Below are 23821 nucleotides of genomic sequence, written 5' to 3' on the forward strand. Positions count from 1 at the left end.
CGATCACGCGCTGCGGATGTCGCTGCCCTGCAGCAGGCTGCCGATCGCAAAGTACAGCCGGCTCAGCACCTGCTGCTTGCTGCAGGCCTGCCCGTCGTACCACACCAGCAGCTCGAAGCCGAGGGCGGCGCCACCCAGCGAGGTGAGCACCACCTCGGGGGCCGGCTGCTTCTGCACCTGCGGCTCGGCCGCGGCCGCCTGCAGCAGCAGTTGCTCCACCTGGCGCACGTCGGCGCCCTGCGCCACGCTCACCGGCACGCGCAGCCGGATGGTGCGGTCGAGGTAGACGTAGTTGGTGACGTTGTCGGTGATGAAGCGCTGGTTGGGCACCAGGATCGCGATGCGGTCGTTGGTGACCACCGTGGTGCGGCGAGCGCCGATCGCATGGACCACGCCTTCCACGCCGGCCAGCTCGATGCGGTCGCCCACCTCGATGGGGCGCTCCAGCATGATGATCAGCCCGCTGATGAAGTTGCTGATGATGTTCTGCAGGCCGAAGCCCACGCCCACGCCCAGGGCGCTGGCCACCACCGCAAACGCGGTGAGGTTGATGCCCGCGTTCTGCAGGATCACCACCGCGCCCACCACCAGCACCACGTAGTGCACCAGCCCGGTCACGGCCTCGCGCTGGCCCGCCTGCATGGCGGTGTGGCGCAGCAGCCGGCCCAGCGTCCAGCGGCTGAAGCGCCCGGCCAGCAGGTACAGCAGCGCGCCCAGCACCAGCAGCTTGATGACCGACGACACGGTGATCACCGCGCCGCCCAGCGTGAGCAGCGGGATGTCGTAGGTGTGCAATTCAGTCCGTAGGAACTGCCAATCCATCAGGCGCGCGCGGACGAGGGTGCGCGAAACGCGGCGGGCACCGCGTCCGGCCGCGCCAGCGCGGGCTGCCAGGACTGCACCACGCGCGTGAGCGTCTGTGCCTGCCGGCAGCTCAGGTGGCGATGCAGGCAGTGCTGCCAGGCGCGCCGCACGGCCCCGTGGTCAGCGGCATCGGGGGTGAGCTCCAGGCGCACCAGCGGTGCGGCGTCCTGCCCCAGCCGGCCCGGCCATGCGTTCCAGGCGAGCGACAGCGCCCGGCGCGCCGGGCCTGCGGTGTGGTGCACGATGCTGTGGCTGGGCATGGCCTCGTCGCGGGCCAGTGCATGCAGGCCGTCGCGCGTGAGCGTGTACAGGAACGGCGTGAGCTGCAGGGCCGCCCAGGCGCCCGGCCCCAGGGCCCAGTGCGGCGCCACAAAGCCGCCCAGCGGCCAGCCATTGGCCGCGAACCAGCGCATGCCGGCATGCAGGCGCTGCAGCGCATCGTCGCAGCGCAGCCTCTGGAACTCGGCTTCTCCGCGGTGCAGGCGCCGGCGCAGGCGGTCCAGCGGCCCGAGGGTGGGGCTGTCCTCCTCGTGCATGTAGCCGTGCAGCGCGAGTTCGTCGCCCAGGGCCAGCCGGCGTGTCAAGGCGTTGTCGAAACGCAGGTTGTAGGGCTCGCCGTGCAGGCGCGGCACCACCAGCAGCGTCACCGGCACGGCCGCGACCTCACGCACCGCCGCCAGCACGCGCTGGCTGGCGCTCCAGTTGGACGGTGCCACGCCACGCAACAGCACCACGAAGGAAGGAATCATCACCAGGCCCTGTTAACGCCATCCGCAGCCTGAGGCCCGATAGCCCGGCGCGCCTTGCACCGGTGTGCGCTTGCGGCAAGCGGCATGCCGAACGCGCGCGGCCCTGGCACGCCAACTGCCGTGGAACGAAGCAATGACCTTCCCCCCTACAAGGAGCCGGCAATGAGCAATGACGATGTGGTGGACGTGCTGAATGAACTGATCGAAACCTCCAAGGACGGCGAATACGGCTTCAGGGAGTGCGCCGAGCACACCAAGTCAGCCGAGCTCAAGAGCGTGTTCCTGGCCCGCTCGGAAGAATGCCGCCGTGCCGCCGAGGAGCTGCAGCAGCAGGTGGTGGCCGCCGGCGGGCAGCCCGAGGACAGCGGCACCGCCGCCGGCGCGGTGCACCGCGGCTGGGTGGCCGCGCGCGGCACGCTCTCGGGCTACAGCGACCACTCGATGCTGGAAGAGTGCGAGCGTGGCGAGGACGTGGCGGTGAAGAAGTACCGTACCGCGTTGGAGAAGACGCTGCCGGAAGGCGTCCGCAACCTGGTGGAGCGCCACCTGCAGGGCGCGCAGCGCAACCACGACCAGATCAAGGCCCTGCGCGACCGCTACCCGGCCACTACCTGATGGAGCGGGCTGCCATGTCGCTGAAAGCGCCACGGGCGCTGCTGCCCGGCGTGTGCCTGGCTGTGCTGGCGGCGCTCTCGGCGTGCGACCGCAGCAAGGGCCCCACCCCGCCCAAGCCCAGCACCGCCAGCACCGAAACCGGCACGCCCAAGGGCATCCTCACCGAGCGCTCGCCTGCGGCCGACGTGCCGGCCGCCGCCCACGGCGAGGGCGGCCGCGGCAGGAACGTGGCCGGCGCCACCGACAGCGGCCCGGCCTCGGCCGCAGCGGCCACCCTGCCAGGCGGCGGGCTGCCGCAGCCCGGCAGCGCCGGCTCCGCAGCGCGCTGAGGCCGGCCGTGGCGCGCGGCACGGCCCCCACCGCCGCCGCGCCGTCTGCCGCCGCGCTGGCGCTCAAGGCCGCGCTGGAGCAGGACGAGCGCGCCGCCATCGAACGGCTGGTGTATGTAGACGACAGCCAGCCGGGCTGGCGCCGCCTCAAGCGCGGCAGCGGCTTCCGCTATGTCGACAGCCAGGGCCGCGGCATCACCGACCCCGACCAGCTGAGCCGCATCCGCCGGCTGGCGATTCCGCCGGCCTACACCGACGTGTGGATCTGCCCGCTGGAGCACGGCCACATCCAGGCCACCGGGCGCGACGCGCGCGGGCGCAAGCAGTACCGCTACCACGAGCTCTGGCAGGCCATGCGTGGGGCCACCAAGTTCGCCCGCATGCGAGAGTTCGGCCTCGCGCTGCCGCGCATCCGGCGCCGGGTGGAACGCGACCTGGCCCTGCCCGGGCTGCCGCGCGACAAGGTGCTGGCCACTCTCGTGCGGCTGCTCGACACCACCTACCTGCGCGTGGGCAACGACGAATACGCCCGCACCAACGGCTCCTATGGCCTGACCACGCTGCGCAACCGCCATGTGGCGGTGAAGGGCGGCACGCTGCGCCTGTCGTTCCGCGGCAAGAGCGGCGTGCACCAGCGGGTGGAGCTGGACGATCCCAAGGTGGCGCGCATCTGCGCCCGGCTGCAGGAGCTGCCCGGCCAGGAGCTGTTCCAGTGCGTGGACGAGGACGGCGAGCTGCACACCATCGGCTCGGCCGATGTCAACGACTACATTGCCGCGGCAGCCTCACCGGCGCGCCGTGCCGGCACGCGCACCGTGCCCGATGCGCCGGATGCACAGCGCTTCACGGCCAAGGACTTTCGCACCTGGCACGCCAGCGCGCTGGCGCTGGAGCGGCTGCACCCCTGCGAAGCAGGCAGCGCCGCCGACGCCAGGCGCCGTGTGAAGGAGGTGATCGCCGAGGTGGCCAGGCAGCTGGGGCACACGCTCAGCGTGTGCCGCAAGTCCTATGTGCACCCCGACGTGCTGTCGCACTTCGCCGAAGGCCGGCTGCAGGCGGTGTGCGAAGGCGGCGCGCAGCTGCCGCCTGGCCAGGTGCGCGGCCTGAAGCCGGCCGAGAAGCAGCTGCTGGCGCTGCTCAGCGCGGCGGCCCGCCCTGCTCGTAGCGCGGCCCGCCGCCCTGTTCCAGCGGCCCCTGGCCGGAAAACGGCTCGCCGGCCTGCGCCTGCGCAGACGACGGCGTGACCTGCTGCGCGGTGCGGCCGGTGCGCAAGGGCACCGCCCCGCCTTCACCTTCCCAGGTCTGCAGCGGCTCCGGCTTCACGCGCAGGGTCCGGCGCTCGGCTTCGCGCCGGCGGTGGGTGCTCAGGCTGATGCCGGCCAGCAGGCCGGCCAGGCCGGCAAGCCACACGAGGCCACGGGTCGATTTCATGTTCTCACTCCCAGTAAAGCGGTGCACGGTAGTAGGCGTGCAGGTCGCGATGCCATTGTTCGTCGGCCTGCTCGGGCCAGTGCTCCTTGTCGAAGCCGGGTGCGTCCTTGAAGCGCTCCGCACCGGCGTCGAGGATGAAACAGCGGCGGTCGGTGTCCAGCACCAGCGCATGCCAGGGGATCGCAAAGAGCTTCTGCCCCACGCCCAGCACGCCGCCGGCGGACATCACCGCATAGGCCACCCGGCCACGCGGCACGTCGATCATGATCTCTTCCAGCTCGCCCAGCGTGTCGCCGCTGCGGTTGATCACCTTGTCCCCGGTGAGGGTGCTCGCGGTCATCAGGCGCGGGCCGGGGCCGCTCATGTTCGAGTGCAGGCCGGAGCCCTGGATGTGCGCGCCGTTGTCCGGGCCGGGTTGCGTGCTGGGATTCATGGACGATCCTTGTGACGGGTTGGCGGCTGCGCGCGGCGCCGTTCAACGTTGGGGGTTGGCATAGAAGCCGCGGGTCTCGCTGTTCCAGCGCTCCTCCGCCATGTTGGGCCAGTGCCGCGAGTCGAAGCCGGGCGCCTTCTTCAGGCGCTCCTTGTCGATGTCCAGCACCAGGTGCGCCTTGTCGCCGTCCTTCTGCAGCGCGGCCCAGGGGATGGCATGCAGCCGGTCGCCCATGCCGAGGAAGCCGCCGGTGGACACCACCGCGTAGGCGATCTGCCCGCGGTCGTCGAGCACCACGTCCTTGATGTCGCCGATCTTCTGGCCCTGACGGTTGCGCACATCGGTGCCGATGATCCTGCTCACGCGATGCGTGCGCTCCCAGCCGCGCTCGGCGTTGCGGTCCTGCGCCGCGCGTTCGCCGCTGGTGGTGGTGGTGCCGGAGCTGGCAGGGGCCGCAGTCGCTGGGGTGGAGACGCCGCCTTGTGCCTGCGCGCCGTGGCCCGCAAGCAGCAAAGCCGACAGGGGAAGCGCAACGAGTTGCAACTTCATGGATTTTCCTTTTTTGGGGGATGCGCCTCTCGCAAGAGGACAGCGCTCCCCCCGCCAGGGCAACTGGCATGCCCAAACTGGACAGACTGCTACGTACAGCGCTTGACGCTGCTTCCGGGGCGGCTAGGCTCCATAGATCCGTCCCCACCTCGTGCCTGTGTCCCTCTCCTCGCTTTTCCGTCTGCAACGGCCGCGCTGGCTGCGTTGGCCCGTTTCCTCGCTGCGCGCCTACCTGGCCGCGGTGATCGTGGTGGCCACCGTGCCGCTGGCGTGTTTTGCCCTGTACCTGCTGCACCAGCAGGCGGAGGACGCACGCAGCGAACGCCAGGCGGCGCTGTACCGGCTGGTCAATTCGCTGGCCCTGGTGGTCGAGCGCGAGATGGCTTCGTCGACCGATGCACTCACCCTGCTGTCGCACGACGCGGCGCTGCAGCGCGGCGATGCGGCCGAGTTCCAGCTCAACCTGCTGCGCTGGCCGCTTGCGCGCCCCAGCTGGAGCGCAGTGATGCTGGTGGACCGCAACGGGCGGGTGCTGGCGTCGTCGCCTCCCGGCCAGCCAGCGATCGGGCCATCACCGGCCGGCACCGCCAGCGCCCGGCCCGGCGACCTGGTGCGCGCCGCGGGCACGGCGCGGTTTGCCACCACGGTGGAAGTGCCGGTCGTGCTGCCCAGCGGCCCGCACCGGCTGGTGGCGCGCATCGCGGCCAGCCAGTGGCAAACCCTGATCGAGCAGGCCAGCGTGCCACGCGACGGCTTCGTGTCGCTGGTGGACGGCAGCTCGCGTGTCATCGCCACCAGCCGGGAACCCGAGCGCCATGTCGGCCGGGTGCTGCCCATCGAGCGCCAGGCGCAGCTGCTGCGCCAGCAGCAGGGCGGCCTGCGGCTGCCCGAGCGCGCCGCGCAGCCGCTGGTCACCCTGCAGCAGGTGGCGGCCACCGGCTGGTGGGTGGGTGCGGGGGTCAGCACGCCCGATGTCGCCTGGGCCGAGGTGGCCACGCTGTCGTCGGCCCTGATGGCCGGGCTGCTGTCGCTGTCGCTCGGGTTGCTGCTGGCACTGCGGGTGGCCCGGCGCGTGAGCGAACCGCTGCGCCGCCTGGCCCATGAAGGCCCCGCGGCGGCGCAGCACGGCATCGTGGTGCGGGAGATCGCGGCACTGCGTGACGCGCTGAAGGCGGCCGACGCCGAGCGCGCCGCTGCCATGCAGGCGCTGCAGGCCAAGGCCGATGAGTACCAGGCGCTGCTGAGCGAACGGCTGGCGCTGATGGAGCGGGAGCAGGCCGCCCGCCGCACCGCCGAGGAGGCCAACCGCAGCAAGGACGAGTTCCTCGCGATGCTGGGCCATGAGCTGCGCAACCCGCTCAGTGCGATCGGCGCGGCGGTGGAAGTGATCAACCGGGTGGACCCGCAGCACGAAACCGCCGTCAGCGCGCGCCGCATCATCGGCCGGCAGACGCAGCAGCTGGTCGGCCTGATGAACGACCTGATGGACATGGCGCGGGCCACCGCGGGCAAGATCCAGCTCACCCGCCAGCCCTTGAACCTGGCGCGCCTGGTGTGGCGCACCCATGCGGCGCTGCGCCTGGCGGGCCGCTTCGAACACCAGTCCCTCACGCTGGAGCTCGACGAGGTGTGGGCCGAGGTGGACACCATGCGCATCGAGCAAGTGGTGAGCAACCTGCTCACCAATGCGGCCAAGTACACGCCGCCGGACGGCCGCATCAGCGTCACGCTGCGCGCTGTGGACGGCATGGCCGAGCTCGTGGTGGACGACACCGGCATGGGCATACCCACCACCCTGCTGCCGCGTGTGTTCGACCTGTTCGTGCAAGGCGAGCGCACCCATGAGCGGCGCCAGGGCGGCCTGGGCCTGGGCCTGACGCTGGTGCGCCGCATGGTGGAGCTGCATGGCGGAACCGTCACCGCCCACAGCCCGGGCAGCGGGTTGGGGAGCCGCTTCACCGTTCGGCTGGCGGCCACGCGCAGCACACCGCCACCGCAGCACCGCCCCAGGCCGCTGGTGCTGCTGGGCACCGCCACCCAGGCGCTGCAGCCGCTGGAAAGCCTGCTGGAGCAGCAGGTTCAGCGCATCACCACCTGCCCCAACGCGCCCGCCGCGCTGGCGCTGCTGCGCAACGACATCGACTTCGAAGGTGCGCTGGTGGTCGTGGACCCTTCGGCGCTGGCGCCCGAGCTCGATGCCGGGCTGCTGGCCCTGCGTGCTGCCCGTACGCAACTGCGCCTGGTGGCGCTGTGCCCGGAACCTGCGGACCTGGCCTTCTGCCAGCGCGCAGGTTTTGATGCCTGCATCGCGGTGCCGCTCACCCTGGCGGTGCTGCGGGAGCAGCTGGCGCTGGGTGACACGCCCACGTTCGCGGCCTAATGGTGCTGCGGGTGCGGCGCCACTGTCGCGCGGCCCTCCTGGCCTGGGATCGCATCGGTGGATGGCGTGTGCTCGGTGCGCAGCAGCCGGTCGGTGTCGAAGCCATGGCGCAGTGCCAGGGACTTCAGCGCCTCCAGGTCGGCGGTCTCCACGGCGGGCGTGCGCGACAGGATCCACAAGCCGTCGCGCTCGGGTGTGCCCACCAGCGCCATGCTGTAGTCCTCGTCCACGAACAGCACCCAGTAGTCGGCCCAGGCGCCGGGCCACCAGCGCATCGCCGCGGGGGCAAAGGCCACTTCGAGCTGGCCGGGGAAGCGGGTGTCCGGCATGCGTACTTTGCCCTCCGCCTGCTCGACGCTGCCGTCCTCGCGCACGCAGCGGTTGGTGACCGTCATGCCGCCGTCGTCGTCCGCCGTGTACTCGGCGGTCACGTCGCGCCGGCAGCGCTCTTCCTGCTTCAACGGCATGCGTGCGATCTCATACCAGCGGCCGGCATAGCGGCGCAGGTCGATCTCGGTCACGGTGGGCAACGGCGGCGTGGGTTTCATGCCCACCGGCACGCCCAGGCCGGACAGGAACTGCGCCACCTTGCGGTCCAGCAAGGGGGTGAGCAAGGGCATGAGCAGGGGGCTCCAGCGCGCCAGCAGGTCCGGCACGCCGCGCTCGCGCCGGCGTGACGCACGCAGGCCGTCCCGGTAGCCGGCGCGGTAGTCGGCGTGCTGTGCACCCCGGTGTGCGTGGTGCCGCGAGCGGCGCCACCACAGGCCGGCCACGGTGCCCAGCAGCGCGCCGCCGGCCATCACCGCCTTGCCGCTGGCCGCATGGGCCAGCTCACCCTTCAACGCGCGCGCGCCGCCGCTCAAGCGGTTGTCGTGCAGCTTGACGCGCGCTTCGCAATCCTGGATTTCGTCTTCGATGCGTTTCAGGTGATTTCTGAGCATGGTCCGCGCCTGTTCACGCTAGCGTTTGTTGAAGCCACGCAGGCTGGCCGGCATGCCGATGCGTTCGATCATCTTCAGCATGCTGCGCACCAGCCAGGCCGCCACACCCAGGTTGATGACGATGCCCAGCGCCAGCGCAAACCCCCAGTGCAGGCCCGCGCTGACAAAGCCCGCCACCACGCCCGCGACCAGCCCCAGCCAGGCGGTGACCACGAGCACGGCCACGATGACCGCCTGCACCACCACCTGCACCAGCGTCAGGCCCGCCAGCCGCAGCTCCAGGCCGACGAGCTTGAAGCGCTCGGTGATGGCGCCGTGCAGGTCGCCCCACAAGGCACGGGCCAGCGCCATGAAGCCGGCCGCGTCGGCGGCCGGCATGTCGGTGCCGGCCGCCGGGCTGGCCGCTTCGGGCGCCTCCGGCACGAACGCAGCGGCCGCCGGGGCGGTCGCGGTTGCTGCTTCGGGGTTCACGAAGCGGTCCGGGTCAGTCGGAGCGGCCCATGCGGCCGATCACCAGCCCGGCCAGCACGCCGATGGTGATGGCGGTGATCGGGTTCTCGCGCACGTAGTTGCGCGCGCTGGTGATCCACTCTTCCTGCATCGCACCGAGCTGGTCCGCCTTGGATTGCAGGGTTTCCTGCGCGCCGGTGGTCTTGGTGCGCAGCTTTTCCAGGGCCGGGCCGGCGGCAGCCGCCACGCGGTCCACCGTGTCATGGGCCGTCTGGGCCACGCGCTCTACCAGTTTTTGCGGATTGCCCGCGGCACCGTTGGTCACGGTGGAAGAAGTCGACGACGAGCTGCTGGGGGTGTCCATGGAAGCCTCCTGTAGAAAGTACAAAACGCGGCACCGATTTCCGGACGCTGCGGCCGTTCACCCGCCTCCGGTCAAACGCCTGAAGCGACCGGACGCGGAGCCGGCACGAGCCGCTCACGCTGGGCGTGGCGCGGTTCGCGGCTGCTGAAGGCTTGGGCAACCGCCGTGCCTTGGCGCCAGGGTGTAGGCGGCCAAGTGGGCAGGCATGGGTCTTGCGCCTTGGACGGGCCGGACACCCCGTGGCGGCCTGCCGCGGCTGCCTGCCTGCAAGGAGCTTTCACCCATGGCCCACATGACCGCCACCGCCGTCGAGCGCGCCGCACGCGAGATGGCTGCTCACCGGCACGAGCTGGATGTCGAGCGTCGCCGCGCCCACCCCGGCGAGCCGCGCCGCACGGTCGTCACCGACCGTCCACCCGCCCGCGAAGACCGCCGTGGCGCCCACGGTTATGCCCGAGGCGGACGCTGACACAGAACCCGCGGTGATCGGCTTTCCTGCTTTCCACGAGGGCGTGGCGGGCCTCGGCTTGGCCGCCGCCCCGCTGGCAGCACCCGGCCCTTCGTCGGACGCCGGCCGGCCGGCCGCGGGCGAGCGCACGCGCCTGCTGCTGCTCGAAGAGGCGCTGCCGGGCGCCCTGCCCTGGGCCGCGCTGGCGCATGCGACGCCGGCCCTGCTGTTCGCCTGCTCGCCGGACGGCCGCACCCTGTATGTCAATCGCCACTGGTTCGAGTACACCGGCCTGCACGACACGCCTTCGTTGGCGGAACGCTGGCATGAGCTGCTGCATCCCGAGGACCAGCTCCGGCTGCTGCGCCAGTGGCAGCACCCGCCCGCCGCTGGCGCCGACGAGGTGGTCGAATCGCAGTTCCGCCTGCGCCATGCGAGCGGCGAGTTCCGCTGGCACCTGTCGCGCGCCCGCCTGCTGCGCGGGGCCGACGGCCAGCCGCAGCTGTGGGCTGGCAGCGCCACCGAGATCGAACGCCAGAAGCGGGTGGAAGACGCGCTGGACCGGCGTGAGCGCGAGTTCCGCACCCTGGTGGACAACGCGCCCGACGGCATCACCCGGCTGGACCGCCAGTTGCGCCATGTGTATGCCAACCAGGCGATCCGCCAGGCGTTCGGCATCGCGCCCAACGAGCTCATCGGCCACACCGCCGCCGAGGCCGGTCTGCCCGCCGTGGTGGCCGAGGGCTGGCGCGACGGTGCGCTGCGGGTGCTGATCGACCGCGAGGAGCAGGAGTGCGAGTTCAGCACCCCCTCGGCCTCGGGCGATGAACGCCACTACGTCTGCCGCCTCATCCCCGAGACCGATGCCGCGGGCCGGGTCGAGAGCGTGCTGTGCATCGCCTACGACGTGACCCATCGCCGGCGCGCGCTGATGGCGCTGAAGGACAGCGAGCAGCGCTTCCGCCAGTTTGCCCAGAGCAGCGACGACGTGTTCTGGTTCGCCGACCTGGCGCGCGGCGAGCTGTTGTACGTGAGCCCGGCGTTCGAGCGCCTGTGGGGCACCGACGCATCCAGCCTGCAGGCCGACCCGGACGGCTGGCGCCAGACGGTGCAGCCGGAAGACCGGCATGCCCTGCCCACACCGTTCTACGCCAGTGCAGCGGGTCCGGACGGGCATGAGCCGGTGCGCGAATACCGGCTGCTGCGCCGCGACGGCAGCACCCTGTGGATCCGCGACCGCCGCTTCCACCTGCAGACCGCCGACGGCCGCGTGTTGCGCATCGGCGGCATCGCCGAGGACATCACGGAGCGCAAGCTGCGCGACCTGGAACGCGAAGGGCTGCTCGCGCGCGAGCGCGCCGCACGCAGCGAGGCCGAAGCGCTGGCCTCGGCGAAGGACGAATTCCTCGCCGTGGTCTCGCACGAGCTGCGCTCGCCGCTGAATGCCATCCGCGGCTGGGCCCATGTGCTGCGCAAGACGGCCAACCTGCCGGAGAGCCAGCTCCGGCCGCTGGATGCCATCGACCGCAACGTGGCGGCGCAGGCGCGCATGGTCGACGACCTGCTGGACACCCAGCGCCTGCTGCGCGGCAAGGTGGCGCTGGAAAAGCGCCGCTCGCCGCTGGCGCCCCTGCTGGAGCAGGCGGTGGACACCTTCCGCCCGCAGGCCACCGAAAAACAACTGCAGCTGCAGCTGCAGCACGCGGCCGACGTGCCCATGGTCGACGTGGATCCGGAGCGGCTGCGCCAGGCGCTGGTGAACCTGCTGTCCAACGCGGTGAAGTTCACCCCGACCGGCGGGCGCATCGACGTGCGCAGCCGGCGCACCGCACCGGACCGCGTGAGCATCGACGTGGCCGACACCGGCGTCGGGCTGGAGCCCACACAGGCTGCCCGCGTGTTCGAGCCCTTCCGCCAGGCCAGCGGCACCTCGAGCACCCGGCGCCAGGGCGGCCTGGGCCTGGGCCTGGCGCTGGCGCGCCAGCTGGTGGAGCTGCACGGCGGGCGCCTGGGCGTGCGCAGCGACGGCCCCGACCGCGGCGCCACCTTCACGATGGAGCTGCCCGCGCCGCCCCTGGAAGAATCCGCGGCCGGCGCCGACGCACAAGCGACCGTGCCCGCCCCTGCGTTCAGCCTGCGTGGCCGCCGCGTGGCGGTGGTGGAAGACGATCCGGAAGGCCGGCAGATCCTGGAGCTGCTGCTGCGCGACGAAGCAGTGGAAGCGGCATTTTTCTCCAATGCCGACGAAGGCTTTGCCTACCTCTGCTCGGTGAGCGAGCAGCAGCGGCCTGAAGTGCTGATCTCCGACATCGCGATGCCGGGCGAAGACGGCTACAGCTTCATCCGGCGCGTGCGCGAGCTGCACCGCGAGCGCGGCGAGCCCGCGCTGCCGGCCGTCGCGGTGACCGCCTTCGCCAGCCCGAGCGACCGCGTGCGCGTGCTCGCCGCCGGCTTCGACGCCCACCTCGGCAAGCCGATGGACCCGGACCTGCTGCGCGGCACCCTCAAGGAGCTGCTGCGGGAGACCCCGGCGGCCATGCCGGCTTCACCTGCGCCTTGAGGACACGCTTCATGTACTCCAGGGCTTGTTCATGCGCCTGCGGCGTTTCGGCTGCCGCACAGTCGGCCGGCACCCAGAGCTTGTACCCGCGCAGGAACGCGTCCATCGCGGTGAAGAGCACGCACATGTCGGTGGCCAGGCCCACGACCACCAGGCGCTTTGCCTTCAACTGGCCCAGCAGCAGCTCCAGCGGCGTGCTGAAGAACGCGGAGTGGCGCGGCTTCAGGATGGCCAGGTCCTGCGGCCCGGGCTTCAGCGCCTGCGCCATCCGGCGCGATGCCCCTTGCAAAGACCGGCAATGACGCCACGTTTCATGGAAATTCGAATGCCAGGTTCCATAATTGTCATTCGCGTAGATCGCCTGCACGCCCTCCGCGGCAAGCCGGCGCTTCAACCGCGCCGTCGCGACTGCAGCCGCTTCGGCCGGCCCCGCCAGTGCGCCGCCCTCGGGGAACTGCAACGGGTTGATGAAATCGACCAGGAGCAGCACAGTCGGACTGTGCTGCAACCCATCGGCCAACACCTGGGCCGAGTGACGACGTTTGTGACGAACGGGAGCTTCGAGCTTCATTCCAGGGCACAGCGCAAGCTGCATGCCCACGCTTAAGGCACAGGACTCCACACCAGAGGGACACATGGGACACGCACTCATCGTCGAAGACGATGCCGACTCCGCCGAAATGATGGCTGCGCTGATTGCCAGCGAAGGCTTCACTGCGGCCACGGCCCACACCTTGCGCGACGCGCGCCGCCACCTCGCCATGCGCGAGCCCGACATCGTGCTGCTCGACCTGATGCTGCCCGACGGCAGCGGGATGGAGCTGTTCAAGGAACCCGAAACGCTGGCCAACACCGAGGTGGTGCTGATCACCGGTCATGCGAGCCTGGAGACATCCATCCAGGCGCTGCGCATGGGCGCGGCCGACTACCTCATCAAGCCGATCAACATCAAGCAGCTGCAGGGCATCCTGTCGCGCGTGATGCGGCCCTCGGCGCTCAAGGCGGAGCTGGCCGACCTCAAGAGCGAGTTCGAGAAGACCGGCCGCTTCGGGCAGATGTGGGGCCGCTCCGGCGCCATGCAGCGGGTGTACGAGCAGATCTCGCGCGTGGCCGGCACGGCCGTCACCGTGCTGATCACCGGCGAAAGCGGAACCGGCAAGGAAGTGGCCGCGCGCACCATCCACGACCTGTCGCGCCGGCGCAAGCAGCCCTTCCTCGCGGTGAACTGCGGCGCCATCTCGCCGCACCTGATCGAAAGCGAAATCTTCGGCCACGAAAAAGGCAGCTTCACCGGTGCAGACCGTCAGCACCTGGGCTTCTTCGAGCGCGCCCACGGCGGCACGCTGTTCCTCGACGAAATCACCGAGATGCCGCTGGAGCTGCAGGTCAAGCTGCTGCGCGTGCTCGAAACCGGCACCTTCATGCGCGTGGGCTCCACCAATGCGCTGGAGACCGACGTGCGCGTGATCGCGGCCACCAACCGCGTGCCCGAGCAGGCGGTGGCCTCCGGCAAGCTGCGCGAAGACTTGCTGTACCGTCTGAACGTCTTCCCGATCCACCTGCCGCCGCTGCAGGACCGGCTGGATGACATTCCGCTGCTGGCCGACCACTTCCTGCAGGACATCTGCCGCCGCGAGGGCCAGAACAAGCGCTTTGCACAGCGCGCGGTCGACAAGCTGAAGCAGTACCGCTGGCCAGGCAACGTGCGCGAGTTGCGCAACGTGGTGCAGCGCATCTACCTGATGGAAGAAGGCCACGAGATCGGCGACGAGTGGCTGCAGTTCGAGGCGCCCAAGGCGTCCTCTGGCGACGGCGCCACCATCACCGTGCGCGTGGGCACCCCGCTGGCGGAAGTGGAACGCACGCTGATCCTGGCCACCTTGCAGCGCTTTGGCAACCACAAGGAAAAGACGGCTGCCGCACTGGGTGTGAGCCTGAAGACCCTGTACAACCGGCTGAAGGAATATTCCCAGGAGAGCGCGTCGCCCAGCGACGAGGCTGCTGCCAGCCGTTGAGCTGCATGGCATGACGGCGCGCCGCGTTCATCGCGCGGCGCGCCGTTTCCTTTGTGATGGACGCCAGCGGCGATGGTGCGCCTGCGCCGACGCTTCAGTGGCGTGCGCCGCCCGGTGTGGAGTTCGGCGAAGGCGCCCTCGCCTTGGGCGCTGCGGCCGGCTGGATGGCTGGCTTCAGGGCGCCGCTGGTGCCCGCCGCCTGCACCTTGGGCGGCTCCACACCACGTGCGCGGGTGCCGCGCAGGTGCTCCAGGGCCTGCTGGCAGCCCACCGCCACCTTCTTGCCAGGGTCCACCAGCGGAATCAGCGCGGCCAGCGGATTGATCGCGCCGAGCACCACCGCGGCCACGGCCTTCATCGCGATCGGCTTGGTCTCCAGTCGCACGTGCGGCTTGCTGAAGGAGCCTTCCAGATGGATGGGTGATCGCAACGCGATGGGCGAAAAGTCCTTCGGGTTGGCGTGCGCCACCAGGGCCAGCTGTTCCTTTGCGAGGGACACGTCGCCGTTGATGATCATCGTGGTGTCTTCGGTGTCGATGAGGCCCACGTCCGCATGCAGCTCGCCATTGCGGGCGGTGAACTGCGTCACCGCGCACTGCATCGGCAGGGAGTCGTCGCCTCGCACCAGCACCCCCAGCGCCTGCGCGATGTCGATGCCCGCCGCCTCCAGCGCCAGGTGCGACACACGGCCGTCGTTGACCCAGGCGGCGATGGTGCCGTCGAGCGAACTCACCATGTCGGCCACGGAGCGCCCGCTGCCGGTGAACTGGATGCGCCCGCCCAGGCTGCCGCTCACATAGGTGGTGGCCGGTGTCTTGCCCATGGCGCTGGTCGTTTCCGGCTTGGCCTGCTTGTTGCGCATGCGCAGCCATTGCTCCAGGCGCACGCCGGCGATGCGCAGGTCGCCGTTCCAGCGCGGGCTCTTCACCTGCCGGCCATCGAGCGCCAGACGGCCCTGGACCTCACCACCCGAGGTGGTGGCCACCAGCTGGTCGACGCTGAGCACGCCGTTCTGCAGCCGGATGCGACCGCGCAGGGGCGACAGCGGCTCCAGCAGCGCGGTGTGGAGATCCGCACGCGCCAGGTCCACCCGCACATCGGCATTCATCTGCTGCAGCGAGGGGATGTCGAATTCGCGGTCCGGAAACACGCGGCCGCTCGGTTTCGCCGGATTGCCGGTGCCAGGCGCCGGGTTGCCGAAGGCAGGGCCCAGGTCCTTCAGGTCGAGATTGCGCCCGCGCAGCACGCCGGTGAGCAGCGGCACCGCCTGCCGGCGATCGAAGGCGAACTCACCGGCCAGTTGGCTGGAGCCGACCTTGAAGTTGGCGATGTCGGCTTTCCACACCTGGCCATCCTTGGCAAGCTTGCCTTGCGACTCGAAAGGCGCGGTGGTGGGCAGCGTCACGCCAAAGGGCTCGCCCACCTTCGCCAGCGAGGTGCCGCCGATGCGGAAACTGCCGGTCAGCGCTTCCAGGTGGATGATGTCGCGCGCCTGGCCTTCGAACTTCACATGGCCGTTGGGCGTCTTGCCTTGCAAGGTGATGGGCACCGGCGGCATGTCGGCGCTCTTGCCGGCGATCAGCGGCAGCACCCCGTTGGAGCGCATCGTGAAGTTGAAATCGCCTTCGCGATAGTGGCCATCGCCCTTGATCTGCAGGCCGCTCTCGCCGCCGGCGGCCTGGCCTTCGCTGGTGCTGGCTTCCGCGCGCAGCTTGAGCGTGGTGGGCGCGTCGTCCAGGGACAGGCGCCCGTTGCGCACCAGCAGGCGGTCGAACTCGGGCAGGTCGGCCGGCTGGTCCGTCTTCTTCTTCGGGAGCTGGAACTCCCAATTGGCATGCCCATCGGCGCGTCGCCACAGCACGGCGTCGAAGCTGCCCACCTCGAGCGCGGACACCTGCAGCGGGCGCGGCTCCTTGGTGACAGCAAGGTTCCACAGCGTGCTCCACGGCAGCTCGAGGAAGACCTCGCGCGCATCGAAGAAGCGGTCGTTGGGCCCTTGCGGCGCCCAGCGGGGCGGGCCGACGTGCAACGAATCGCTGCGCACACGCAGAGCGCCCAGCAGGTGCAGGTCGAACTCCTGCCCCACCTGGACATCCCGGTCCAGCCGTTTCGACAGGGTGTTCTGCAAGGGTTGGCGCAGGAAAGGCCAACCGCGCCATTCGCACAGCGCAAAAGCCACCACCAGCGTCAGCAGCAGCAGCCCCAGCCCGGTGAGGACCGGATGCGCGCGCAACGTGGGCAGCGGCTTCATCGGAGCATGGGCCGCAGAAGGCGGCGCAGCGTGTGGCGATTCAATGGACGATGACGTGCGGCACCGGCCCGTATTCCGGCGGCTCCGGGGTCAGGTCGTCATCGTCGTCGGTGTCCAGGTCACTTGGAAAAGGCAGCTCGTCCATCAAGGGCATCTTGTTGGGGCGCCAGCTGGGAATGGGCGGAACGGAATGGCACAGCATGGGGCAGGTCTCCTGGGGTCAGCCCACGCAGTCAGGCAGCCGGCGTGCCCGCCCGTTCGAGGGGGGGCCGGCACAGGAGCGCGGGTACGCCCATTGCCCGATGAAAGGAACTGTAAAACCGCGGGAGAGACGACCATGCCGGCTGAGCTCAAGTCCATCGGCAGCCCTGAACGCCAGCGCCAGCTGCAGCTGAAGCCGCGCGGCAGTGGCGCCGTACGTGTGAGCGAACCCCGAAGCGAACAAGCGGCCCCGGTTGCGGCTGGCCGCATCCGCCCCAGCGACGCCGTGCCGCCAGTGGCCATTCCCCCCGGCCATGTGGGGCCGGTGGTGTTGCCAGGCACGGGGCGGCTGGTGTACTGGACGGGCCGTGTGGCCATCGGCCTGCGCCACCAGCGCTCGCCGCTGGCCGAACCGGTGTCGCAATCGGCCCTGTGGGTGCAGGACCTGATGCTTGGCAAGGGGGCCAGCGTGGCGGCCTGACCACAGAGAAGCTCGGTGGTTTCCTGGGCCCTCTTCAGAGGGATAACACGAGCGAGAAACGACCTGCTACCGTTCGTACGCGCATTCACAGGAGTACACATGAAGCGTGCAGTCGTTCCCTTCGCCATCGCGACCATCCTGGCCGCTCCCCTCGCCCACGCAGCCACCTGGCAATTCGAATATTCCGGACTCAACGATCCCAACTCCAGCTTCCCACCCATCATCAGCTCCGCCAAGGGCAGCTTCACCGCCACCGATGGCAACGCCGACGGCGTGATCAGCCTTGGCGAAGTCAGCAGCCTCCAGTTCTTCGACAGGCAGGTTCTACCGACCGTTGAAACCTGGGTGCCCATGGGCTTCTTCGTGAGCTCGCAGCTGAGCAGCTTCAGCTACACCGTGGGCACGAACAACCTGCTGTTCAGTGCCTCCGCCGGTGAATGGGGCGACGCCTACACCAAGACCGAGACCACGCTGTTCTGGACCACCGGCATCGGGAACTTCGCCTACGACCTCACCGCACCGGGTGTGCAGTTCAGCATCTTGGACGACGGCACCTCGGCCATCGCCGCGGCGCCCGTGCCGGAGCCGCAGACCTGGGCGATGGCGTTGATGGGCTTGGCTGGCATCGGCGTGGCCCGGCGTCGCTTGGCCACCAGACGAGCAGCCTGAGCACTTGCTTGCCATCGTGCAGACAGAAGCCGCCCTCGGGCGGCTTCTTCGTTATGGATCGCCTGCACTTATGGCCTGCATTCCATGCAGCCAGCCGTTGGTGCGGACAAAAAAGCAAAACGGGCCGCAAGGGCCCGTTTTCCATACTGCTCAGTTGGCGGAGTCGGAGGGATTCGAACCCTCGATGCAGGTTTTGCCCACATACTCCCTTAGCAGGGGAGCACCTTCGGCCACTCGGTCACGACTCCAGCACGAAGCTGCGCATTCTAGCCCGAAAAATTCTCAGGTCGTCTGAAGTTCGAGGTCAAAAGCCTTGTGCAGCGCGCGCACCGCGAGCTCCATGTACTTCTCGTCGATGACCACGCTGGTCTTGATCTCGCTGGTGCTGATCATCTGGATGTTGATGCCCTCTTCGCTCAGGGCGCGGAACATCTTGCTGGCCACGCCCACATGGCTGCGCATGCCGATGCCCACGATGCTCACCTTGCAGATCTTGGGATCGCCCACCACCTGCGCGGCGTTGCAGGCGGGGCCCACCTGGGTTTTCAGCAGATCCAGCGCGCGAGCGTAGTCGTTGCGGTGCACGGTGAACGAGAAGTCCGTCTTGCCGTCGTGCGACACGTTCTGGATGATCACGTCGATGTCGATGTTGGCATCGGCGATCGGCCCGAGGATCTGGTAGGCGATGCCGGGCTTGTCCGGCACGCCCATGACGGTGAGCTTGGCTTCGTCGCGGTTGAACGCGATGCCCGAGACAACGGCTTGTTCCATTTTTACGTCTTCCTCAAAGGTGATCAGCGTGCCCGACCGGGCTTCCTCGTCGATGTCGATGTCCCAGGGCGTGAAGCTGGACAGCACACGCAACGGTACACGGTACTTGCCCGCAAACTCCACCGAGCGGATCTGCAGCACCTTGGAGCCGAGGCTGGCCATCTCCAGCATCTCTTCGAAGGTGATGGTGTGCAGGCGGCGCGCTTCCGGCACCACGCGCGGGTCGGTGGTGTAGACGCCGTCGACGTCGGTGTAGATCAGGCACTCGGCCGCCTTCATCGCCGCCGCCACCGCCACCGCCGAGGTGTCGGAGCCGCCACGGCCCAGCGTGGTGATATGGCCATCAGAATCGATGCCCTGGAAGCCGGTGATGATGACCACCTTGCCAGCCGCCAGGTCGGCACGCACACGCTCGTCGTCGATGCTTTCGATGCGCGCCTTGGTATAGGCGGAGTCGGTCTTGATCGGCACCTGCCAGCCGGTGTAGCTGACCGCCTGCATGCCCTCGGCCTGCAGGGCGATCGCCAGCAGGCCCACGGACACCTGCTCGCCGGTGGCCGCAATCATGTCCAGCTCGCGCATGAGCGCGGGCGTGGGAATTTCGGGCGAGAGCTCCTTGGCCAGGCCGAGCAGCCGATTGGTCTCCCCGCTCATCGCGGAGGGCACCACCACCATCTGGTGTCCGGCGCGGGCCCACTTGGCCACCCGTTTCGCGACATTGCGAATGCGCTCCGTGGAGCCCATCGAGGTGCCGCCGTACTTGTGAACGATCAATGCCATGGCTTGCTGGGGGAACGCAGTGGAAAAGCCGCGCGGCGTCTGGGCCGCAAACCGTCGATTCTAAGGGCGCGCTCAGGGCTTTCCCGGGGTGGCGCCAGGCGCGCCTTCGGTCGGCTCCCAGCGCAGCATCACCTGCGGAACACCCTCTGGCGCGAGGGCGCGGCCATCGATGCCGAGGCCGGGCACGAACACCAACTCGCCCCCTTCGCCATACAGCAAGGGTGCGTTGCGTTCCCACGCAGCAAGGCCGGCGGCCTGGTACTGCTTCTTGAGCGAACGGGCCACTCCCCGCGCGCCACGCTGGAAGCGTTCGCCGCCCGCCCGGGGGCGCAGCTGCGCGCCCGCAAGACACGACAAGGCCACGCCACCTTGGGCCACCGGCAGCACATGCAGCACGCCCTGCCAGGAGGGCACGGCATAGCGCCCGGGCGAAGTGATCCGCAGCGGCGTGGCATGAGGCTCCGACCGGTCCGATGCCGGCTCCGGCCACCAGCGCAGCACGCCGCGATAGCGCCTCAGCTCACCGCCCTCGCCCGGCCAGCGGGCCGGCGCCGCGCCGGCCGGCAGCTCTTTCAGCAGGCGTTGAAGAAACGGCTCAGCCGGACCCGCCCCACAACGGCGGCGCAGCCAGGCACGTAGCGCATTGGCACGCCGCGCAACCGACAGGCGGCACCAGCTGTCGATCAGAAGGCCATCGCCAGCCTCGATGTCGGCAAGGTCGGCCTGCGCCAGCTCGACGAGGCAGGCCGCCTCCTGCTGGGCCCGTGTGGCCGCCGCCACGAGGCAAGCTTCGGCGTCGGTGAACGCCCCGGTCAGCGCCGGCCAGACCTGCAAGCGGAGCCGGTTGCGGGCATACCGGGGATCGTCGTTGCTCGCATCGTCGATGAAGCGCAGCCGGTGCCGGCGCACATAGGACTCGATCGCCTCGCGGGGCAGGTGCAGCCAGGGCCGGGCCCAGGTGAGCCCGTCGCGCATCGCGGTGGCCGGCATGCCGGACAGGCCGGCGGCCCCGCCACCACGCAAGGCCTGGAGCAGGAAGGTCTCCGCCTGGTCACGCCGGTGATGGGCCAGCAGCACCAGCGAGCAGCCCGCTGCGTTCGCCATCTCGGCCAGGGCTGCATAACGGCCGCGCCGGGCCCAGGCTTCCACGCTTTCCCCGGGGCCTGGTTGCCCCGGCAAGCGCCTGGCATCGAACTCCAGGGGAGCGCCCTGCCTGGCCCACCCGGCGCACCGGCGGCGCAGCTGTGCGAGCCAGGCATCCGCCCGCGGCTGCAACCCGTGGTGCACATGCAAGGCGGCGACACGTAGCCCGCTCGCGGCCGCCTGGCGCAGCACAACGTGCAGCAAGGCGGTGGAATCGCGCCCGCCGCTGAAGGCCACTGCAACGCAGGGCCGTTCGCCCATGGTGGCGCCGCGCGCCACGGGAGCGCTCAGCGTTCCTTGGTGTCGCTGAAGCGGCCGTAGGACTGCAGGCGCTCATAGCGGCGCTGCAGCAGCTCCTTGGGCTTCAGGTCGACCACCTGGCGCAGCGCGTCGTTGAGCGCGCGCTTGAGCTGGGCCGACATGTACTTGGGGTCGCGATGCGCGCCCCCCACCGGCTCGCTGACGATCTTGTCGATCAGGCCCAGGGCCTTCAGCCGATGGGCGGTGATGCCCAGCGCCTCGGCCGCCTCGGAGGCACGCTCCGAGGTCTTCCAGAGGATGGAGGCGCAGCCCTCGGGCGAGATCACCGAATACACCGAAAACTGCAGCATCAGCACCTGGTCACCCACGCTGATGGCCAGCGCGCCGCCGGAGCCGCCTTCGCCGATGATGGTGGTGATGATGGGCACTTCCAGCTGCGCCATCTCGAAGATGTTGCGGCCGATGGCCTCGGACTGGCCGCGCTCCTCGGCGCCGATGCCGGGGTAGGCGCCGGGCGTGTCCACGAAGGTGAACACCGGCAGGCCGAACTTCTCGGCCAGCTTCATCAGGCGCAGCGCCTTGCGGTAGCCCTCGGGGCGCGACATGCCGAAATTGCGCGCTGCACGCTCCTTGGTGTCACGGCCCTTCTGGTGCCCCAGCACCATGCAGGCCTGGCCGTTGAAACGCGCGAGGCCGCCGACGATGGAGAGGTCGTCCGCGAAGGCGCGGTCGCCGTGCAGTTCCTCGAAGTCGGTGAAGATGTCGTTGACGTAGTCCAGCGTGTACGGCCGCTGCGGATGGCGCGCGATCTGCGTCACCTGCCAGGGCGTCAGGCTGGAGTAGATGTCCTTGGTGAGCTGGGTGCTCTTCTTGTCCAGCCGTTCGATCTCTTCGGAGATGTCGACGGCCGACTCGCTTTGCACATAGCGCAGCTCTTCGATCTTCGACTCCAGTTCGGCGATCGGCTGCTCGAACTCCAGGAAATGTCGTTTGCTCATCCGTGTCCTCATGTCGAGGTTGATGCAGGCGCTGCGGCTGAAGGCGCGCCGCCGAGGCGGTCAGTAATCGACCGGCAGGGGATCGAGACTGCGCCAAATATACCAAGTCGCAACGGATCGAAACGGCGCCCAGCCCTCGCCCAGCTCGCGGGCCTCGGCGCGGGACACCGGCTCGCCGCTGAAGTAGTTGAGCGAGATGCCCTTGAGCAGGCCCAGGTCGTCCAGCGGCAGCACGTTGGGGCGCATCAGGTGGAAGATGAGGAACATCTCCGCCGTCCAGCGGCCGATGCCCCGGATGGCCACCAGCTCCTCGATGATGGCCTCGTCGTCCATCTGTTGCCACTGGCGCACGTGCACCTGGCCGGTTTCGAAGTGCTGCGCCAGGTCCAGCAGGTAGTCGGCCTTGCGGGCCGACAGGCCCACCGCCCGCAGCTGGGTGGTGTCCAGCGCGAGCACCGCGCCCGGTGCGACGCGGGTGGACAGCCCGCCGACCACGTCGGCAAAACGGCCCCACACCGATTGGGCTGCCTTCACCGAGATCTGCTGGCCGACGATGGAGCGCGCCAGCGTGGTGAAGGCGTCGCCGCGGCTTTGCAGGCGCGCCTCGCCGAACTGGGGAATCAGTTTTTTCATCACACGGTCGCGCCGCGCGAGATGCTTGCACGCATCGTCCCAGTAGTCGGGCGTGACACCCGCCGCGCTCGGCCGTGCCACCGGTCAGGCCTTGACCCAGGTGGTGCCGGTGGGCGAGTCCTGCAGCACGATGCCCTGGTCGGCCAGCTCCTTGCGGATGCGGTCGGCTTCGGCAAAGTCGCGCGCCTTCTTGGCGGCCGCGCGCGCAGCGATGCGCTCCTGGATGGTTGCGTCGTCCAGCGACGTACCGGCCTGCAGGTAGCTGCGCGGCGGCTGCTGCAGGATGCCCAGGCTGGCGCCCAGGCCCTTGAGGAGGGCCGCGGTGGCGGCATCGCGTGTGCGGTTGAGGTCGCCCGCCAGCTCGAAGAGCACGGCCACGGCGCCCGGCGTGTTGAAGTCCTCGTTCATCGCGGCGCGGAAGGCCGCCGCGGCCGGCTGCTGCCAGTCCACCTCGCCAGCCGGCACCTCAATGCCATCGAGCGCGGTGTACAGGCGGCGCAAGGCGTTGCGCGCGTCGTCGAGATTCACATCGCTGAAGTTGAACGGGCTGCGGTAGTGCGTGCGCAGCATGAAGAAACGCAGCGTCTCGCCGTCGTAGCGCTGGAGCACATCGCGGATGGTGAAGAAGTTGCCCAGTGACTTGGACATCTTCTCGTTGTCCACATTCAGGAAGCCGTTGTGCATCCACACCTTGACGAAGGGCTTGCCGAGCGCGCCCTCGCTCTGTGCGATCTCGTTCTCGTGATGGGGAAACTGCAGGTCCATGCCACCGCCGTGAATGTCGAAGGGCGCGCCCAGCAGCGCGCAGCTCATGGCGGAGCATTCGATATGCCATCCGGGGCGGCCCGCGCCGAAGGGCGCGTCCCACTTGGCGTCGGCCGGCTCGCTCGGTTTGGCGGCTTTCCATAGCACGAAGTCCAGGGGGTCTTCCTTGCCGTCCAGCACGGCCACGCGCTCGCCCGCGCGCAGCTCGTCCAGCGACTTGCCCGAGAGCTTGCCGTAGCCGGGGAACTTGCGCACGGCGTAGTTCACGTCGCCGCTGGGGGCGCGATAGGCCAGGCCCTTGCGTTCGAGAGCACCCACCATGTCCAGCATCTGCGGCACGTATTCCGTGGCACGCGGCTCATGCGTGGGCCGGGCGATGCCCAGGCTGCCGATGTCGGCGTGCATCGCGGCGATCATCTCGTCGGTGAGCGCGCGGATCGACATGTTGCGCTCGAGCGCACGCTTGATGATCTTGTCGTCGATGTCGGTGATGTTGCGCGCGTAGGTGACCTGGTAGCCCAGCGTCTGCAGCCAACGGTAGACGATGTCGAAGGCCATCATCATGCGCGCATGGCCCACGTGGCACAGGTCGTAGATCGTCATGCCGCACACATACATGCGCACATGGCCCGGCTCGATCGGTTCAAACGGTTCCAGCTCTCGCGAGAGCGTGTTGTAGATGCGCAGGGTCATCGGCCGACGGCAGTGTGTGGAGGGCGCAGGGACCCGGTGTTGCAGGG

Annotated in this window: 25 protein-coding genes and 1 tRNA gene; 9 read left to right on the top strand and 17 right to left on the bottom strand. The window is 69.5% G+C overall.

The window, feature by feature from the left end; all coding sequences use genetic code 11:
* Positions 1–3: 3 nt before the first annotated feature.
* Together VPH43_RS06895 and VPH43_RS06900 are read right to left on the bottom strand one after the other, a co-directional pair.
* Positions 4–795, bottom strand: coding sequence for a mechanosensitive ion channel family protein (locus VPH43_RS06895; RefSeq protein WP_328576941.1), 792 nt, complete (start codon positions 793–795; stop codon positions 4–6).
* 26 nt (positions 796–821) lie between these two features.
* Positions 822–1613, bottom strand: a complete 792-nt coding sequence (locus VPH43_RS06900) for a DUF2334 domain-containing protein (RefSeq protein WP_328576942.1) — start codon at positions 1611–1613, stop codon at positions 822–824.
* Positions 1614–1775: 162 nt separating this feature from the next.
* Between VPH43_RS06900 and VPH43_RS06905 the strand changes: the two genes are divergently transcribed.
* From VPH43_RS06905 to VPH43_RS06915, 3 genes are read left to right on the top strand one after another with little or no spacing between them, the layout of a single operon-like run.
* Positions 1776–2228, top strand: coding sequence for a ferritin-like domain-containing protein (locus VPH43_RS06905; RefSeq protein WP_328576943.1), 453 nt, complete (start codon positions 1776–1778; stop codon positions 2226–2228).
* 14 nt (positions 2229–2242) lie between these two features.
* On the top strand, positions 2243–2557 hold the full coding sequence (locus VPH43_RS06910; protein ID WP_328576944.1) for a hypothetical protein: 315 nt from the start codon (positions 2243–2245) through the stop codon (positions 2555–2557).
* An 8-nt stretch (positions 2558–2565) separates the two neighbouring features.
* On the top strand, positions 2566–3801 hold the full coding sequence (locus VPH43_RS06915) for a DNA topoisomerase IB (protein ID WP_328576945.1): 1236 nt from the start codon (positions 2566–2568) through the stop codon (positions 3799–3801).
* On the opposite strand, the gene VPH43_RS06920 is transcribed toward VPH43_RS06915, so the two are convergent.
* The 3 genes from VPH43_RS06920 to VPH43_RS06930 are packed head-to-tail and all read right to left on the bottom strand — an operon-like array spanning position 3695 to position 4970.
* Positions 3695–3988 (bottom strand): hypothetical protein, encoded by a 294-nt coding sequence (locus VPH43_RS06920; RefSeq protein WP_328576946.1) that lies wholly within the window; start codon positions 3986–3988, stop codon positions 3695–3697. The two genes, VPH43_RS06915 and VPH43_RS06920, sit on opposite strands and share 107 nt — an antisense overlap.
* Before the next feature lie 4 nt (positions 3989–3992).
* Positions 3993–4421 (bottom strand): PRC-barrel domain-containing protein, encoded by a 429-nt coding sequence (locus tag VPH43_RS06925; RefSeq protein WP_328576947.1) that lies wholly within the window; start codon positions 4419–4421, stop codon positions 3993–3995.
* A gap of 42 nt (positions 4422–4463) precedes the next feature.
* Positions 4464–4970, bottom strand: a complete 507-nt coding sequence (locus VPH43_RS06930; protein WP_328576948.1) for a PRC-barrel domain-containing protein — start codon at positions 4968–4970, stop codon at positions 4464–4466.
* A 151-nt stretch (positions 4971–5121) separates the two neighbouring features.
* On the opposite strand from VPH43_RS06930, the gene VPH43_RS06935 reads away from it, so the two are divergent.
* The gene (locus VPH43_RS06935; protein WP_328576949.1) at positions 5122–7350 is read left to right on the top strand and encodes a sensor histidine kinase; all 2229 of its coding nucleotides are present in this window, start codon (positions 5122–5124) and stop codon (positions 7348–7350) included.
* Here VPH43_RS06935 and VPH43_RS06940 read toward each other — a convergent pair.
* From VPH43_RS06940 to VPH43_RS06950, 3 genes are read right to left on the bottom strand one after another with little or no spacing between them, the layout of a single operon-like run.
* Positions 7347–8291, bottom strand: a complete 945-nt coding sequence (locus VPH43_RS06940; RefSeq protein ID WP_328576950.1) for a lipocalin family protein — start codon at positions 8289–8291, stop codon at positions 7347–7349. The genes VPH43_RS06935 and VPH43_RS06940 overlap by 4 nt on opposite strands.
* Positions 8292–8309: 18 nt before the next feature.
* A complete protein-coding gene (locus tag VPH43_RS06945) occupies positions 8310–8762 on the bottom strand; it encodes a hypothetical protein (RefSeq protein ID WP_328576951.1) in 453 nt (150 codons plus the stop codon).
* Between the two features lie 13 nt (positions 8763–8775).
* Positions 8776–9105, bottom strand: coding sequence for a DUF883 family protein (locus VPH43_RS06950; protein WP_328576952.1), 330 nt, complete (start codon positions 9103–9105; stop codon positions 8776–8778).
* Positions 9106–9388: 283 nt separating this feature from the next.
* Between VPH43_RS06950 and VPH43_RS06955 the strand changes: the two genes are divergently transcribed.
* Positions 9389–9574 (top strand): hypothetical protein, encoded by a 186-nt coding sequence (locus VPH43_RS06955; RefSeq protein WP_328576953.1) that lies wholly within the window; start codon positions 9389–9391, stop codon positions 9572–9574.
* Positions 9540–12113: a hybrid sensor histidine kinase/response regulator gene (locus tag VPH43_RS06960; protein ID WP_328576954.1), complete on the top strand. Its 2574-nt coding sequence runs from the start codon at positions 9540–9542 to the stop codon at positions 12111–12113. Before VPH43_RS06955 ends, VPH43_RS06960 begins: the two co-directional genes overlap by 35 nt.
* Here VPH43_RS06960 and VPH43_RS06965 read toward each other — a convergent pair.
* Positions 12058–12708 (bottom strand): cysteine hydrolase family protein, encoded by a 651-nt coding sequence (locus VPH43_RS06965; RefSeq protein WP_328576955.1) that lies wholly within the window; start codon positions 12706–12708, stop codon positions 12058–12060. The genes VPH43_RS06960 and VPH43_RS06965 overlap by 56 nt on opposite strands.
* 40 nt (positions 12709–12748) lie before the next feature.
* Between VPH43_RS06965 and VPH43_RS06970 the strand changes: the two genes are divergently transcribed.
* On the top strand, positions 12749–14128 hold the full coding sequence (locus tag VPH43_RS06970) for a sigma-54-dependent transcriptional regulator (protein WP_328576956.1): 1380 nt from the start codon (positions 12749–12751) through the stop codon (positions 14126–14128).
* A 94-nt stretch (positions 14129–14222) separates the two neighbouring features.
* Here VPH43_RS06970 and VPH43_RS06975 read toward each other — a convergent pair whose 3' ends face one another.
* Together VPH43_RS06975 and VPH43_RS06980 are read right to left on the bottom strand one after the other, a co-directional pair.
* The gene (locus VPH43_RS06975; RefSeq protein WP_328576957.1) at positions 14223–16379 is read right to left on the bottom strand and encodes an AsmA family protein; all 2157 of its coding nucleotides are present in this window, start codon (positions 16377–16379) and stop codon (positions 14223–14225) included.
* 40 nt (positions 16380–16419) lie between these two features.
* Positions 16420–16581: a hypothetical protein gene (locus tag VPH43_RS06980; protein WP_328576958.1), complete on the bottom strand. Its 162-nt coding sequence runs from the start codon at positions 16579–16581 to the stop codon at positions 16420–16422.
* Between the two features lie 135 nt (positions 16582–16716).
* Between VPH43_RS06980 and VPH43_RS06985 the strand changes: the two genes are divergently transcribed.
* On the top strand, positions 16717–17061 hold the full coding sequence (locus tag VPH43_RS06985; protein ID WP_328576959.1) for a hypothetical protein: 345 nt from the start codon (positions 16717–16719) through the stop codon (positions 17059–17061).
* Positions 17062–17160: 99 nt separating this feature from the next.
* A complete protein-coding gene (locus VPH43_RS06990) occupies positions 17161–17730 on the top strand; it encodes a PEP-CTERM sorting domain-containing protein (protein WP_328576960.1) in 570 nt (189 codons plus the stop codon).
* Between the two features lie 155 nt (positions 17731–17885).
* Here VPH43_RS06990 and VPH43_RS06995 read toward each other — a convergent pair.
* The 6 genes from VPH43_RS06995 to cysS form a co-directional block, all read right to left on the bottom strand.
* Positions 17886–17978 (bottom strand) — tRNA-Ser (locus VPH43_RS06995).
* A 34-nt stretch (positions 17979–18012) separates the two neighbouring features.
* Positions 18013–19281 carry an aspartate kinase gene (locus VPH43_RS07000; RefSeq protein WP_328576961.1) on the bottom strand — a complete coding sequence of 423 codons (1269 nt, stop codon included), beginning with the start codon at positions 19279–19281 and terminating at the stop codon, positions 18013–18015.
* A gap of 72 nt (positions 19282–19353) precedes the next feature.
* Positions 19354–20685, bottom strand: a complete 1332-nt coding sequence (gene tilS, locus VPH43_RS07005; protein WP_328577383.1) for a tRNA lysidine(34) synthetase TilS — start codon at positions 20683–20685, stop codon at positions 19354–19356.
* A 26-nt stretch (positions 20686–20711) separates the two neighbouring features.
* Positions 20712–21683, bottom strand: coding sequence for an acetyl-CoA carboxylase carboxyltransferase subunit alpha (locus VPH43_RS07010; protein WP_328576962.1), 972 nt, complete (start codon positions 21681–21683; stop codon positions 20712–20714).
* 60 nt (positions 21684–21743) lie between these two features.
* Positions 21744–22397 carry a DNA-3-methyladenine glycosylase family protein gene (locus VPH43_RS07015; RefSeq protein WP_328576963.1) on the bottom strand — a complete coding sequence of 218 codons (654 nt, stop codon included), beginning with the start codon at positions 22395–22397 and terminating at the stop codon, positions 21744–21746.
* A 3-nt stretch (positions 22398–22400) separates the two neighbouring features.
* On the bottom strand, positions 22401–23774 hold the full coding sequence (cysS, locus tag VPH43_RS07020) for a cysteine--tRNA ligase (protein WP_328576964.1): 1374 nt from the start codon (positions 23772–23774) through the stop codon (positions 22401–22403).
* Positions 23775–23821: the final 47 nt, after the last annotated feature.

Source organism: Ideonella sp. BN130291, assembly GCF_036231905.1.
Lineage (GTDB): Bacteria > Pseudomonadota > Gammaproteobacteria > Burkholderiales > Burkholderiaceae_C > CAMLIZ01.

What these genes read in the sequence shown, in the direction of transcription:
- VPH43_RS06930 (WP_328576948.1), bottom strand. Translation starts at nt 4,970, where the DNA reads ATGAAGTTGCAACTCGTTGCGCTTCCCCTGTCGGCTTTGCTGCTTGCG.
- VPH43_RS06955 (WP_328576953.1), top strand. Translation starts at nt 9,389, where the DNA reads ATGGCCCACATGACCGCCACCGCCGTCGAGCGCGCCGCACGCGAGATG.
- VPH43_RS06905 (WP_328576943.1), top strand. Translation starts at nt 1,776, where the DNA reads ATGAGCAATGACGATGTGGTGGACGTGCTGAATGAACTGATCGAAACC.
- VPH43_RS07000 (WP_328576961.1), bottom strand. Translation starts at nt 19,281, where the DNA reads ATGGCATTGATCGTTCACAAGTACGGCGGCACCTCGATGGGCTCCACG.
- VPH43_RS06985 (WP_328576959.1), top strand. Translation starts at nt 16,717, where the DNA reads ATGCCGGCTGAGCTCAAGTCCATCGGCAGCCCTGAACGCCAGCGCCAG.
- VPH43_RS06965 (WP_328576955.1), bottom strand. Translation starts at nt 12,708, where the DNA reads ATGCAGCTTGCGCTGTGCCCTGGAATGAAGCTCGAAGCTCCCGTTCGT.
- VPH43_RS06940 (WP_328576950.1), bottom strand. Translation starts at nt 8,291, where the DNA reads ATGCTCAGAAATCACCTGAAACGCATCGAAGACGAAATCCAGGATTGC.
- VPH43_RS06910 (WP_328576944.1), top strand. Translation starts at nt 2,243, where the DNA reads ATGTCGCTGAAAGCGCCACGGGCGCTGCTGCCCGGCGTGTGCCTGGCT.
- VPH43_RS07010 (WP_328576962.1), bottom strand. Translation starts at nt 21,683, where the DNA reads ATGAGCAAACGACATTTCCTGGAGTTCGAGCAGCCGATCGCCGAACTG.
- tilS (WP_328577383.1), bottom strand. Translation starts at nt 20,685, where the DNA reads ATGGGCGAACGGCCCTGCGTTGCAGTGGCCTTCAGCGGCGGGCGCGAT.
- VPH43_RS06900 (WP_328576942.1), bottom strand. Translation starts at nt 1,613, where the DNA reads ATGATTCCTTCCTTCGTGGTGCTGTTGCGTGGCGTGGCACCGTCCAAC.
- VPH43_RS06990 (WP_328576960.1), top strand. Translation starts at nt 17,161, where the DNA reads ATGAAGCGTGCAGTCGTTCCCTTCGCCATCGCGACCATCCTGGCCGCT.
- VPH43_RS06980 (WP_328576958.1), bottom strand. Translation starts at nt 16,581, where the DNA reads ATGCTGTGCCATTCCGTTCCGCCCATTCCCAGCTGGCGCCCCAACAAG.
- VPH43_RS06970 (WP_328576956.1), top strand. Translation starts at nt 12,749, where the DNA reads ATGGGACACGCACTCATCGTCGAAGACGATGCCGACTCCGCCGAAATG.
- VPH43_RS06920 (WP_328576946.1), bottom strand. Translation starts at nt 3,988, where the DNA reads ATGAAATCGACCCGTGGCCTCGTGTGGCTTGCCGGCCTGGCCGGCCTG.
- VPH43_RS06975 (WP_328576957.1), bottom strand. Translation starts at nt 16,379, where the DNA reads ATGAAGCCGCTGCCCACGTTGCGCGCGCATCCGGTCCTCACCGGGCTG.
- VPH43_RS06925 (WP_328576947.1), bottom strand. Translation starts at nt 4,421, where the DNA reads ATGAATCCCAGCACGCAACCCGGCCCGGACAACGGCGCGCACATCCAG.
- VPH43_RS06950 (WP_328576952.1), bottom strand. Translation starts at nt 9,105, where the DNA reads ATGGACACCCCCAGCAGCTCGTCGTCGACTTCTTCCACCGTGACCAAC.
- cysS (WP_328576964.1), bottom strand. Translation starts at nt 23,774, where the DNA reads ATGACCCTGCGCATCTACAACACGCTCTCGCGAGAGCTGGAACCGTTT.